Genomic DNA, 12,944 nt, shown 5'->3' with positions numbered 1-12,944 from the left:
TGGGGTCAGGCCGCGCCCTGGTCGGCCGGGACCCCGGCCTCGGCGTCCACCCGGGCGGGGACCGGCAACCGGGTGTCGCGTTCCCGGAGGATGGTCTTCAGCACCCGCCAGCCGTCGCGGAACGTGCGCAGGTTGCTGGCGCCGTGGATGCGGCCGCGCTCGTGGCTGGGCACCTCGTGCACCTTCAGCCCGGCCTTGGCGGCGCGGATGTTCATCAGGGTCTCGACCTCGAACCCGGCGCAGTCGGGCGCCAGCACGTCGAGGCCGCTGGCCCAGAACGCGTTGTAGCCGTAGCAGAGGTCGGTGTAGCGGGTGCCGTAGATCAGGTTGACCAGGCCCGACAGCAGCAGGTTGCCCAGGCGGCGGCCGAGGGTGATGTCGTCGCTGCCGCCGCCGTGGGTGAAGCGGGAGCCCTTCGCGTAGTCGGCCCCGGCGACCAGCGCGGCGACGAAGCGCACGATCTCGCGGCCGTCGGTCGAACCGTCGGCGTCGATCATCACGATGATCTCGCCGGTGCAGGCGGCGAACCCGGCGGCCAGCGCGTCGCCCTTGCCCCGGCCCGGCTGGGTCACCACCCGCAGCCCCGGACGCAGCCGCCGCGCCACCGCGACCGTGTCGTCGGTCGAGTCGCCGTCGACCAGCACGACCTCGTGCACCCACCGGGGGAGCGTCGCGAAGACGTGGGGCAGGTTCTCCGCCTCGTTCATCGCGGGGACCACGACGCTCACCCGAGGTGCGATCGCCATTAAAGGGGTAATAGTGGTGAAAGACCCTAAATGGGATATAGGACGAGAAATGCTGCTCTCGGGATTCATGGTGCGGGGATCCTCCGGGGCAAGGTGCGTGCTGCGTCGTTGCAAAGGGGGCACGATTGCCATCGCGAGCTGCGAGGACGTGAAACGTACCAGGGATGGGCTCGCCTTGGGAACCGCGTCCGTCCGGATGTGTCCGAGCCGGAACGCGGCCGAAACAAGGAGCGCTAAGACGCTACATGTCCTGATCTCGTGCCGGGTGGAGATCCCGCCGAAACACGCCAGGACGTAAAGAAGATCTTCATTCGGCCCCCACCTCGTATCACCAGGAAGTTCCCTCGCTGGACGTTAGGCGTATGTACGTCCACATTCCAGGTGTATTAGAACGATGTATACATCTGAGCAAGTTTGATCACCACAGTCAACCGTGCCGACCAATTCTGGTCAGGGTCACCGAAAGTCCGAAAGGCCGACCTCGGGCCCGTGGTCGAACACCCGATCCGGCCGTTCGGCGAACATGACGCCCCGGCGCGCCAGCGACGCCTGCTCCAGCTCCCACGCCAGCGGGCTGAACCGCCGGCCGACCAGCCGGTGCCACACCCGCTCGCGCAACTCGGGCAGCAGGTCGTAGAGGTAGTCGCCGGGGCAGCGGGTGTTGTTCAGGTCGCGGTGGCCGACGATCGCCTCATAGGGGTCGAGGTCGTAGGTCGCGCACAACCACGCCGTCAGCTTGACCAGCGACCCGAGGAGGGCCAGCGGCGGGCTGGTCCGGGCGTAGGTGCCCTCGTTCTCGATGCCGACCGAGGTCCGGTTGTGGTCGGCGGTGTGCGCGCCCACGGCGTGCATGCCGCGCGAGAGCGCCAGCAGGGTGCGGTTGCGGCCCTCCATGATGTGGCCGCCCCGGCTGATGGTGAACTGCTCGCCGATGTCGTCCCACCGGTTGCGGCGCATGTGGTGCTTCTGGATCGCCCGCGAGAGCCGGTAGGCGTGCTCCAGGGTGTCGTCCATCGTGTTGGACGTCGCGGTGTGGTGGATCACGATGTACGCGGGCGCCCGGCGCAGGATCGTCGCCGTCTCCCGGGGTTCCCTGGCCTCCCATTCGAGCCGTTCGTGGATGCGCGGGCGGATCGGCCCCCGCGAGGCCTCCGCCCGCCCGGCGCCCAGGAGGGGGACCGCGGCGCCGGCGACGCCGAGAGAGAGGCCGAGGGAGAGGACGTGGCGGCGGTCCAGGGGCATGCGCGCTCCTCCGAGAGGCGGGAGGAGAAGATTCGGTTACACAGCGTGACAGGTAGGATGAATACCTCGAGAACGCCGCGCCCAAACCGGGCATCACACCTGTGCCAGGAACCTCTCCCGCTCTTCGGGCGCGAGCCGGTCGCTGAACAACATTCCGTCGAGGTGGTCGGCCTCGTGCTGCAGCACCCGCGCCAGCAGCCCGACGGCCCGGACGGTCACCGGCTTGCCGAACATGTCGCGGCCACGCGCGGTGACCGAGAAGGATCGTTCCAGGGGCCACCAGATCCCGGCGGCCGACAGGCACGCCTCGTCGGCGACGACCTTCCGTTCGGAGGTCTCCAGGCGCGGGTTCACCAGGTGGCCCGCCCGGCCGTCGAGGGAGAAGGCGAACACCCGCAGGGGCACGCCGAGTTGCGGCGCGGCCAGGCCGGCCCGGCCGGCGCCCGCGCGGAGGGTCAGCGTGAGCGACTTGACCAGCTCACGCAGCTCCTTGTCGAAGGTGGTGACGTGTTGGGCTACGGTCCGCAGCGACGGATCGGTGAAGGGGACGATCTGATGAGCAGTCACGGCACGCTCCCCGCGGCGCTTACTTTGAGGCAGATTCCCGGCGCGAGCCACGGTCGGCCTTCGGCCGTCCGCGTCTCGCTTGCGACACCCGAACGAAATGCCCGGCCCGCACTCGCCCTAATCGCCGTTAAATCGGCGTTACGTCGGTGCGTCGTATGAGTTCCTTGTTTCGTACGTGCGACCCACTTAACGGGCGCACCGTCACCGATCGTCAGTGTGCGTAACGGCGGCCTCCTACGTTCCAGGCAACCCTGGAAACCGAGGAAGGACCCCCTCATGGCACGCTGGATCGCCGACTGGCGCCCCGACGACCCCGACTTCTGGGCGTCCGGTGGGCGGCGGGTCGCCCGCCGCAACCTCATCTTCTCGATCTTCGCCGAGCATCTCGGGTTCACGCTCTGGACGGTGTGGAGCATCGTCGCGGTGCGCCTGAGCTCCTACGAGTTCACGACCGACCAGTTGTTCTGGATCGTCGCGCTGCCGAACCTGGTGGGGTCGGCGCTGCGGCTGCCCTACACGTTCGGGCCGGCGAAGTTCGGCGGGCGCAACTTCACGGTGGTCAGCGCGTTGCTGCTGCTGGTGCCCGCGGGCCTGCTCGCGGTGGCGGTCAGCGACCCGGCGACACCCTACTGGATCTTCCTCGTCATCGCCGCGACCGCCGGCCTGGGCGGCGGCAACTTCGCCTCCAGCATGGCCAACATCACCTACTTCTACCCGCAGTCCAAGCAGGGCGCCGCGCTCGGGCTGAACGCGGCCGGGGGCAACATCGGGGTCTCCTCGGTGCAGCTGGTGATGCCGCTGGTCATCGGGGCCTTCGGGCTGGCCGCGGCCGGGCTGTTCTGGGTGCCGTTCATCCTGGCGGCGGCGCTGGGCGCGTACTTCTTCATGGACAACCTGACCGTCGCCAAGGCCGAGCCGCGCGAGATGGCCAAGGCGGCGGCCAAGCCGCAGACCTGGATCATGTCGGTGCTCTACATCGGCACCTTCGGCTCGTTCATCGGCTACTCGACCGCCTTCCCGCTGCTGCTCACCACGCAGTTCCCCGAGCAGTCGGCGCTGACCTCGCTGGCGTTCCTGGGCGCGCTGCTCGGCTCGCTGATCCGGCCCGTGGGCGGCTGGCTCTCCGACCGCCTCGGCGGCGCGGCGGTCACGTTGTGGAACTTCGCCGCCATGGCGGGCGCGGTCCTCCTCGTGTACGCCGGCCTCGCGGCCCACAACGTGCTCCTGTTCTTCGGCGCCTACCTCCTGCTCATCGGCACCGCGGGGGTCGGCAACGGGTCGACGTACCGGATGATCCCGGCGATCTTCCGGGCCAAGGCGATCGAGGGCCTGGAGCCGGGCACCCCGGCCTACGACGACGCCCTGGCGGCCGGCCGCCGGGACGCCGCGGCCGCCATCGGCTTCATCTCCGCCGTCGGCGCTTTCGGCGGCTTCTTCATCAATCGCGGGTTCGGTTCGTCCATCGCCGCGACCGGGGGAGCCGGGGCGGCAATAACCGCTTTCGCCATTTTCTACGGCATTTGTTTCGTTCTGACCTGGTTCTGCTACCTGCGACGTCACGCCACCGGGACCACCCCCAGCCTCGCGGCCGCCCGTGTTTAACGAAGGAACGGCACCTTGTAGCACAGCGGTAACAGAAGGGACCCAGCGGTGAAACCCCCTGAAAGCACCATCGGACCCATGCCGTTCTCACTTTCCGCTCCGGCGTCTGTGATGGCGCCGCTGCCCGAGGGGACGGCCACACACTGCCCGTACTGCGCGCTGCAGTGCGGCATGCACGTCACGCCCCTGGAGATCGGCCAGGTGGAGATCGACCAGGTGGAGATCACCCCGCGCGACGACGTGCCGGCCAACCAGGGCGGCCTGTGCCAGAAGGGCTGGACCGCCGGAGCCCTGCTGCGCTCGCCGCACCGGCTGACCACCCCCCTCGTCCACGGCAAGCCGGTGGGCTGGGACGAGGCCCTCGGCTACGCCGCCGCCCGTATCGCCCGGATCCAGGACGTCCACGGCCCCGACGCCGTCGCCGTCTTCGGCGGCGGCGGGCTGACCAACGAGAAGGCCTACCAGCTGGGCAAGTTCGCCCGGGTCGCGCTGCGCACCAGCCAGATCGACTACAACGGCCGGTTCTGCATGTCGTCGGCCGCCGCCGCGACCAACCGCGCCTTCGGGCTCGACCGGGGGCTGCCCTTTCCGGTCACCGACCTGGCCGAGGCCGGCGCGGTGCTGCTGGCGGGCGGCAACGTCGCCGAGACCATGCCGCCCTTCGTGCGCCACCTGAATCCTGCCGGGCTCATCGTCGTCGACCCGCGCGAGACCGCCACCGCCCGGCTGGCCGCGCTGCACCTGCAGAACGCCCCCGGCACCGACCTGGCCCTGGCCCTCGCGCTGCTGCACATCGCCATCGCCGACGGCCACGTGGCCGAGGAGTACGTCGCGGCCCGCACGACCGGCTTCGACGCCGTCCGCGACAGCGTCTCGGCGTGGTGGCCCGAACGCGCCGAACGTGTCACCGGGGTCCCGGTCGCCGGCATGCGGCGGGCCGTGGCGATGCTCGCCGAGGCGGGCAACGCCGTCATCCTGACCGGGCGCGGCGCCGAGCAGCACGCCAAGGGCACCGACACCGTCACCGCCTACATCAACCTGGCGCTCACCCTCGGCCTGCCCGGCCGCCGAGGCTCCGGCTACGGCTGCGTCACCGGCCAGGGCAACGGCCAGGGCGGCCGGGAGCACGGCCAGAAGGCCGACCAGCTGCCCGGCTACCGCAAGATCGACGATCCGGCGGCCCGCGCCCACGTCGCCGCCGTCTGGGGCGTCGACCCCGCCGACCTGCCCGGCCCCGGCCGCTCCGCCTACGAGCTGCTCGACGCGCTGGGCACCCCCGAGGGCCCCAAGGCCCTGCTGCTGTTCGGCTCCAACCCGGTCGTCTCCTCGCCCCGCTCCGGCCACGTCGCCGGGCGGCTGGCGGCGCTCGACCTGCTGGTCGTGGCCGACCTCGTGCTCTCGGACACCGCCGAGCTGGCCACCGTCGTGCTGCCCACGGCCCAGTGGGCCGAGGAGGCGGGCACGATGACCAACCTCGAAGGGCGCGTGCTGCTGCGCCGCCGGGCCGTCGCTCCGCCCTCGGGGGTGCGGAGCGACCTGGAGATCCTCTCCGGCCTGGCCGACCGGCTCGGCCGGGGTGGCGTGTTCCCCGACGACCCCCGCACCGTCTTCGACGAGCTGCGCCGGGCCAGCGCCGGCGGCGTCGCCGACTACTCGGGCATCACCTACGAGAAGATCGCCGACCAGGGCGGGGTCTTCTGGCCGTGCCCCGCCGACGACCACCCCGGCACCCCGCGGATCTTCCTCGACCGGTTCCCGACGCCCGACGGCAGGGCCCGCATGGTCGCCGTCGACCACCGGCCGCCCGTCGAGGACGTCGACGCCGACTTCCCCTACTACCTGACCACCGGCCGCCTGCTGGCCCACTACCAGAGCGGCGCGCAGACCCGCCGGGTGGCCGACCTCACCGAGGCCGCCCCGCAGCCGTTCCTCGAACTGCATCCCGACCTCGCCGACCACCTCGGCATCCGCCCCGGCGACCTGGTCAGGGTGACCGGCCGGCGGGGGGTCACCGAGGCGACGGCCCGGATCAGCGCGGCGATCCGGGCCGACACCGTTTTCCTGCCCTTCCACTGGGAGGGCCCCAACCGGCTGACCAACCCGGCCCTCGACCCGGTCTCCCGCATGCCCGAGTTCAAGGTGTGCGCGGTCAACCTCGCGGTCGTCGGGGGTGGCCGATGAGGGGCATCGTCGTGGTGGGGAACGGCATGGCCGGATCCCGCCTGGTCAGCGAGGTGCGCGCCCGTGACAAGAAGGCGCGCGTCACGGTGTTCGGGGCGGAGGAGCGGGCGCCGTACAACCGGGTGTTGTTGTCGAACGTGCTGGCCGGCACCACCCGGGCCGACCAGGTGCGCCTGCACGGCCCCTCCTGGTACGCCGACCACGACGTCACCGTCCATCTGGGCACCGAGGTCGTCGCGATCGACCGGGAGACCCGCTGCGTCATCACCGGCGACGGACGGCGCACCCCCTACAGCGTGCTGGTGCTGGCCACCGGCAGCGAGCCCGTCGTTCCGGCGGTGCCCGGGGCCGAGCGGGCCATCGCGTTCCGCACGATGGACGACTGCGAGCGCATCCTCGCGGCGGCGAAGGCGTCGCGGCGGGCCGTGGTCATCGGCGGCGGGCTGCTCGGCGTCGAGGCCGCCCGGGGCCTGGCCGGGCGCGGCCTGCCGGTCACTCTGCTCCACCTCAAGGGCCACCTGATGGACCGCCAGCTCGACCACGAGGCCGGGCAGGTGCTCGGCGACACCCTCGCGGGGCTCGGCGTCGAGATCATGACCGGCGTCACCGTCACCGGGATCACCGAGGGCAAGGTCGAGCTGACCTCCGGCCACGTCGAGGCCGACCTGGTCGTGGCGGCCTGCGGGGTCCGGCCGGTCACCACGCTGGCCCACGACGCCGGTCTGCACGTCGAACGCGGCATCGTCGTCGACGACGAGATGCGTACCGACGACCCGGCGATCTTCGCCGTCGGCGAGTGCGCCCAGCACGACGGCCAGGTCTACGGCCTGGTCGCGCCCTGCTGGGAGCAGGCCGCCATCGTCGCCGACCTGATCACCGGCGCCGACGCGCGGGCCCGCTACCGGGGCTCGCGGCTGGTCACCCGGCTGAAGGCCAAGAGCGTGGAGCTGGCCGCGATGGGCGAGACCCACCTGACCGACGCCGACGCCGAGATCGTGCGCTTCACCCATCGGCGCGGCGGCACCTACCGCAAGCTCGTCATCCGCGACGGCCGCCTGGTCGGCGCGATCCTCGTGGGCGACCCGGCCACGGTCGGCACGCTCACCCAGCTCTTCGACCGGGGCGGCCCGCTGCCCGCCGACCGGGCGGGCCTGCTGTTCCCGTCCCTGTCCGGCGCGGCCCCGGTCAGTCCCAGCCCGGTGCGCATGCCCGACGCGGCGCAGGTCTGCCGCTGCAACAACGTGACGAAGGGACAGATCCGGGCCTGCTGGGAGGCCGGGGCCCGCGACGTGGCCGCCGTGGCGGCGGCGACCCGGGCGACCACCGGATGCGGAAGTTGCGCCGAGACCGTCGGCGGAATCGTGGAATGGCTGTGCGAACAGGAAGGGGCGAGCGCATGACCCGCGTTCTCATCGTCGGTAATGGCCCGTCCGCGCACCGGCTGGCCGAAACGCTCACGACCCGGGGCTTCACCGGCTCGGTGACGATCCTGGGGGAGGAGCCCCGGGGTGCGTACGACCGGGTGGCCCTCACCACCCACCTGACCGAGGGCCGTGACCTCGCCTACCCCGACATCCCGGGTGTGACGGCGGTCGTCGGCACGAAGGTCGTCTCGATCGAGCCCGCCGCCAAGACGGTCAACGGCTCGATCCCCTACGACGTGCTGGTGCTGGCCACCGGCTCGGCGCCGTTCGTGCCGCCCGTGCCCGGACGCGACCTCGACGGTTGCCACGTCTACCGGACCATCGACGACCTCGACGCCATCAGGGCCTCCGCCGCCACGGCGACGGCCGGGATCGTCGTGGGCGGCGGCCTGCTCGGCCTGGAGGCCGCCGACGCCCTGCGCGGGCTGGGCCTGGAGACGCACATCGTCGAGATGAGCCCCTGGCTGATGCCCCGCCAGGTCGACGAGGGCGGCGGAGCGGTGCTGAAGAAGCACGTGGAGTCGCTCGGGCTGACCGTGCACACCGGCTCGGGCGTCACCCGCATCGAGGGCGACGAGCGGGTCACCGGCCTGCTCACCCCCGACAAGGGCGTCATCGACGCGCAGGTCGTGGTGTTCTCCGCCGGAATCCGGCCCCGCGACGAACTGGCCCGGGGCGCGGGGCTCCAGGTCGGCGAGCGCGGCGGCATCGTGGTCGACGACGGCATGCGCACCAGCGACCCGTCGATCCTGGCGATCGGCGAGTGCGCGCTGCACGACGGCCAGGTCTACGGCCTGGTCGCGCCGTGCATGACGATGGCCGAGGTGGCCGCCGACCGCATCATGGGCGGCACGGCCGCCTTCACCGGGGCCGACCTGTCGACCAAGCTGAAGCTGCTCGGCGTCGAGGTGGCCCAGTTCGGCGCGATGGCGGGCGCCCTCGACGTCACCTACCTCGACCCGGTCGCGGGGGTCTACAAGAAGCTGTTCGTCAGCGACGACGCCTCGACCCTGCTCGGCGGCATCTGCGTCGGCGACGCCTCCCCGTACGCCACGCTGCGGTCGTTCGTCGGCTCCGAACTCCCGGCCGCCCCGAGCGACCTGCTGTTCAGCCCGACGGCCGTGGAGCTGCCGGGCGACGCGCCGGTCTGCTCGTGCAACAACGTGACCAAGAACGACGTCACCGCGGCCATCAAGGAGCACGACCTCACCGACGTCGCCGGGGTCAAGGCGTGCACCCGGGCCGGCACCACCTGTGGCAGCTGCCTGCCGCTGCTGAAGAAGATCCTCACCGAGTCGGGCGTCGACACCGGGACCGGCCTGTGCGAGCACTTCACGCACAGCCGGGCCGAGTTGTTCACGATCGTCCAGGTCCGCGGCATCACCACGTTCACCCAGCTCATCGACGAGCACGGGACCGGCCGGGGCTGCGACATCTGCAAGCCCGTGGTGGCCTCGATCCTGGCCTCGCTGCACAACGGCCACGTGCTGGAGGGCGAGCAGGCCGCGCTGCAGGACACCAACGACCATTTCCTAGCTAACCTACAAAAAAATGGGACATACTCGATCGTGCCCCGGATCCCGGGGGGCGAGATCACCCCAGAGAAACTGATCGTGATCGGCGAGGTCGCCCGCGACTTCGGCCTGTACACCAAGATCACTGGAGGCCAGCGCATCGACCTGTTCGGCGCCCGCGTCGAAGAGCTGCCCCGCATCTGGCGGCGCCTGGTCGACGCCGGGTTCGAGTCGGGCCACGCCTACGGCAAGGCCCTGCGCACGGTGAAGTCGTGCGTCGGCTCCACCTGGTGCCGTTACGGCGTACAGGACTCGGTGACCCTCGCCATCGACCTGGAGCTGCGCTACCGGGGCCTGCGGTCGCCCCACAAGCTCAAGTCGGCGGTCAGCGGCTGCGCCCGCGAGTGCGCCGAGGCCCGGTCGAAGGACTTCGGCATCATCGCCACCGAGAAGGGCTGGAACCTCTACGTCGGCGGCAACGGCGGCTTCACCCCCCGCCACGCCGACCTGCTGGTCCAGGACGTCGACACCGCGACCCTCATCCGCACGATCGACCGGTTCCTGATGTTCTACATCCGCACCGCCGACCGGCTCCAGCGCACCGCCGCGTGGCTGGAGAACCTCGAAGGCGGCCTCGACCGGCTCCGCGAGATCGTCGTGGACGACGCCCTGGGCATCTGCGCCGACCTCGACGCCCAGATGGCCGCCCACGTCGCGACCTACGCCGACGAGTGGCGGGCCACCCTCGACGACCCGGTGAAGCTGCGCCGTTTCGTCAGCTTCGTGAACGCGCCCGGCACGCCCGACCCGTCGATCGCGTTCACCACCGAGCGCGACCAGATCAAGCCCGAGATCCTGCAGGTGACGAGCCGATGAACTGGATTCCCGTCTGCCCCTTTCCCGACCTGCTGCCAGAGCGCGGCGCCTGCGCCCTGATCGGCGGCGAGCAGGTGGCCGTCTTCCGAGCCCACGACGGGTCCCTGTACGCCATCGGCAACCAGGACCCCTTCAGCGGTGCCTACATCCTGTCCCGGGGGATCGTCGGCACCAGGAACGGGGAGCCGACCGTGGCCTCCCCGATGCACAAACAGGTGTTCTCGCTCACCAGCGGGGTCTGCCTGGACGATCCCGGGACTGTGATTCCGACATTTCCGATTCGCGTCACCATGGGGATGGTTGAGGTGAGCGTCAAATGACCGCACTGCTCGAAGAGACGCAACTGGCCGCGCTGGCCGAGGGGCTGTCTCCGGAGACCGCGCCCAACGCGCTGTCCGGCTTCACGATCGGCGTCACCGCGACCCGCCGTCGCGAGGAGTTCTCGGCGCTGCTCGAACGCCGGGGCGCGCGCGTGGTGAGGGCGCCCGCGATCCGGCTGGTGCCGCTCTCCGAGGACGTCGACCTGATGGCCGCCACCCGCGAGTGCCTGGCCTCGCCGGTCGACGACGTCGTCGTCACCACCGGCGTCGGGTTCCGCGGCTGGGTCGCCGCCGCCGAGGGCTGGGGCCTGGCCGGCCACCTGACCGCCCGGCTGGCCGACGCCCGGCTGCTCACCCGCGGCCCCAAGGCGCGCGGCGCCGTCAGGGCCGCCGGGCTCACCGACCACTGGACGCCCGCGACCGAGTCGTGCGAGGAGGTCCTGCGCTACCTCCTGAGCCAGGACCTCCGCGGCCGCCGCATCGCCATCCAGCTGCACGGCGAGCCGCTGACCGGGTTCGTCGCCGACCTGCGCGCCGCCGGGGCCGAGGTCATCGAGGTGCCGGTCTACCAGTGGCTGCCCTACCGCGACATCTCGCCGCTGCGCCGCCTGGTCAGCCAGGTCGCCTCGGGCGCGATCGACGCGGTGGCGTTCACCAGCGCCCCGGCCGTGCACGCCATGCTCAACGCGGCCCGCGCCGACGGGCTGGAGGAGGCCCTGCTGGCCGCCTTCCGGGGGCCGGTGACGGCGGCCTGCGTCGGGCCGGTCACCGCGCAGCCGCTGGTCGCCAAGGGCGTGCCGGTGATCCAGCCCGAGCGGTCGCGGCTCGGCTCGCTGGCCCGCACGCTGGCCCGGCATCTGCCGGAGAACAGCGTCACCCGGCTCACCGCCGGAGGCCACGAGCTGGAGATCCGCGGCCACGCGGTGGTCGTCGACGGCGAGCTCAAGCCGCTGCCCCCGGCGCCGATGGCGGTGCTGAAGCGGCTGGCCGACCGGCCCGGCCACGTCGTCGCCCGCGGCGACCTGCGCATGGTGCTGCCCGGCGGCCCGTCCCGCGACTCGGCCGAGCACGCCGTCGAGATGGCCATCACCCGGCTGCGCCGCGCCCTGGGCCCGAGCGGCATCGTCGAGACGGTCGTCAAGCGCGGCTACCGCCTGGCCTGTGACCGGGAAGACGTGTGACGACCCTCGTCATGGCGGCCCACGGCGCCCGCAACCCCGAATGGGACGCCGTCCTCGCCGACCTCGCCGGGCGGGTGCGCCGGATCCGGCCGGGCGCCCCGGCCCGGCTCGCGTTCCTGGAGCTGAGCGACCCGCCGCTCGACCGGGTGCTCGCCGAGGTCGCCGGCCCGGTCGTGGTGGTGCCGCTGCTGCTCGCGGGCGGTTACCACGTCCACATCGACCTGCCCGAGGTGATCGCCCGGACCCGCCCCGACGCGGTCGTCGCAGGCCCGCTGGGCCCGCACCCGCTGCTCACCGACGTGCTGGCCCGGCGGCTGGCCGCCGCCGGGTTGCGGCCTCGCGACGCGGTGATCCTGGGCGCGGCCGGCTCGTCCGACCCGGCGGCCCTCGCCGCCGTCCGCGCGGCCGCCCGCCTGCTTTCGGTACGCCTCTCCCGCCCGGTCACCGCCGCGTTCGCGTCGTCGGGCCGGCCGGGCATCGCCGAGGCGGTGGCCGAGGTCAGGTCGGGCCCGGCACCCCGGACCGTGGTGGCCTCCTACCTGCTGGCCCCCGGCCTGTTCCACACCCGCCTGGCCGAGAGCGGCGCCGACGTGGTCAGCGCCCCGCTGGGCGTCGACGACGACCTGGCCAGGCTGGTGTGGCACCGCTACGACGAGGCGCGTCAGGGATCGAGCCGCAACTCCCGCACGATGGCCTCGGCCGCCTCGGGCCGCGACGGCTCCGACTCGGCGCCGGTGAAGATCTCGTAGTAGGCGTGCCGGAAACAGCCGGCCAGCAGCAGCCGGGCGCTCGACTCGGGGTCCACGTCGGCCCTGATCCGCCCGAGCTCCTGCTCGCCGGCGAGGTAGGCCGCCAGCGGCAGCACCTCGCCCTCGGGCCCGAGTTCCGACTCGCGCATGGCCTGCCGGAAGCGGACCGTGAGGATCGGGGAGACGAAGGCCGGGAGGGCGGCGGCCTGGATCTCCGTGTAGTAGTGGATGCCGGCCAGGGCCACCGGCCGCAGGTTCGCGGTCACGTCGCCGTGGCCGGGGCGCAGGTCGTGCAGCAGGCGGAGCCACGAGGGCAGCCGGTCCTGCAGGAGAGCCAGGAAGGTCTCGACCGCCTGGGCCGGGGTGGTGCCCCGGATCTGGGGGGTGGCGGCTCCCATCGGTTCGGTGGTGCCCGTTTTCATCCGCATCGCCATGTCGAGGACACGCCGACGGGTTTCCTGAGAAGAATGGTGCGGTTGTGAGGAGGGAGTTACCATTTTCGCCCTTGTGTGCGCAGTCCACAGAAGACGCTTGTGAGGAAG

At 71.9% G+C, this 12,944-nt stretch carries 11 protein-coding genes; 7 read left to right on the top strand and 4 right to left on the bottom strand.

Annotation, left to right across the window (positions count from 1 at the left end; genetic code table 11):
• Window positions 1-5: 5 nt before the first annotated feature.
• From AW271_RS26395 to def, 3 genes are all read right to left on the bottom strand, one after another.
• Window positions 6-746, bottom strand: coding sequence for a glycosyltransferase family 2 protein (locus AW271_RS26395; RefSeq protein ID WP_245653204.1), 741 nt, complete (start codon window positions 744-746; stop codon window positions 6-8).
• 456 nt (window positions 747-1,202) lie between these two features.
• Window positions 1,203-1,988, bottom strand: a complete 786-nt coding sequence (locus tag AW271_RS26390) for a peptidoglycan recognition protein family protein (protein WP_062340296.1) — start codon at window positions 1,986-1,988, stop codon at window positions 1,203-1,205.
• 93 nt (window positions 1,989-2,081) lie between these two features.
• On the bottom strand, window positions 2,082-2,555 hold the full coding sequence (gene def, locus AW271_RS26385) for a peptide deformylase (RefSeq protein ID WP_062340295.1): 474 nt from the start codon (window positions 2,553-2,555) through the stop codon (window positions 2,082-2,084).
• Window positions 2,556-2,831: 276 nt separating this feature from the next.
• Here def and AW271_RS26380 point away from each other — a divergent pair, with 276 nt between their 5' ends.
• The 7 genes from AW271_RS26380 to AW271_RS26350 all read left to right on the top strand — a co-directional run bounded on the left by AW271_RS26380 (window position 2,832) and on the right by AW271_RS26350 (window position 12,402).
• Complete coding sequence (locus AW271_RS26380) at window positions 2,832-4,157, top strand: MFS transporter (protein WP_062340294.1); 1,326 nt, start codon at window positions 2,832-2,834, stop codon at window positions 4,155-4,157.
• 78 nt (window positions 4,158-4,235) lie between these two features.
• Entirely contained in the window at window positions 4,236-6,338 is a 2,103-nt protein-coding gene (locus AW271_RS26375; RefSeq protein ID WP_083977243.1) for a molybdopterin oxidoreductase family protein, read from the top strand.
• Window positions 6,335-7,738: an FAD-dependent oxidoreductase gene (locus AW271_RS26370; protein WP_062340292.1), complete on the top strand. Its 1,404-nt coding sequence runs from the start codon at window positions 6,335-6,337 to the stop codon at window positions 7,736-7,738. The genes AW271_RS26375 and AW271_RS26370 overlap by 4 nt, the downstream gene beginning before the upstream one ends.
• Window positions 7,735-10,152, top strand: a complete 2,418-nt coding sequence (gene nirB / locus AW271_RS26365; protein ID WP_062340291.1) for a nitrite reductase large subunit NirB — start codon at window positions 7,735-7,737, stop codon at window positions 10,150-10,152. The genes AW271_RS26370 and nirB overlap by 4 nt, the downstream gene beginning before the upstream one ends.
• Entirely contained in the window at window positions 10,149-10,472 is a 324-nt protein-coding gene (gene nirD / locus AW271_RS26360) for a nitrite reductase small subunit NirD (protein ID WP_062340290.1), read from the top strand. The genes nirB and nirD overlap by 4 nt, the downstream gene beginning before the upstream one ends.
• Entirely contained in the window at window positions 10,469-11,653 is a 1,185-nt protein-coding gene (locus AW271_RS26355; RefSeq protein ID WP_062340289.1) for a uroporphyrinogen-III synthase, read from the top strand. The genes nirD and AW271_RS26355 overlap by 4 nt, the downstream gene beginning before the upstream one ends.
• Window positions 11,650-12,402: a sirohydrochlorin chelatase gene (locus tag AW271_RS26350; RefSeq protein ID WP_157554645.1), complete on the top strand. Its 753-nt coding sequence runs from the start codon at window positions 11,650-11,652 to the stop codon at window positions 12,400-12,402. The genes AW271_RS26355 and AW271_RS26350 overlap by 4 nt, the downstream gene beginning before the upstream one ends.
• On the opposite strand, the gene AW271_RS26345 is transcribed toward AW271_RS26350, so the two are convergent.
• A complete protein-coding gene (locus tag AW271_RS26345) occupies window positions 12,315-12,824 on the bottom strand; it encodes a TetR/AcrR family transcriptional regulator (protein ID WP_157554643.1) in 510 nt (169 codons plus the stop codon). The genes AW271_RS26350 and AW271_RS26345 overlap by 88 nt on opposite strands.
• Window positions 12,825-12,944 lie beyond the last annotated feature (120 nt).

The sequence above is a fragment of the Herbidospora sakaeratensis genome, from assembly GCF_001570525.1.
Lineage (GTDB): Bacteria > Actinomycetota > Actinomycetes > Streptosporangiales > Streptosporangiaceae > Herbidospora > Herbidospora sakaeratensis.
This window is presented reverse-complemented; position numbering and strand designations above follow the sequence as displayed.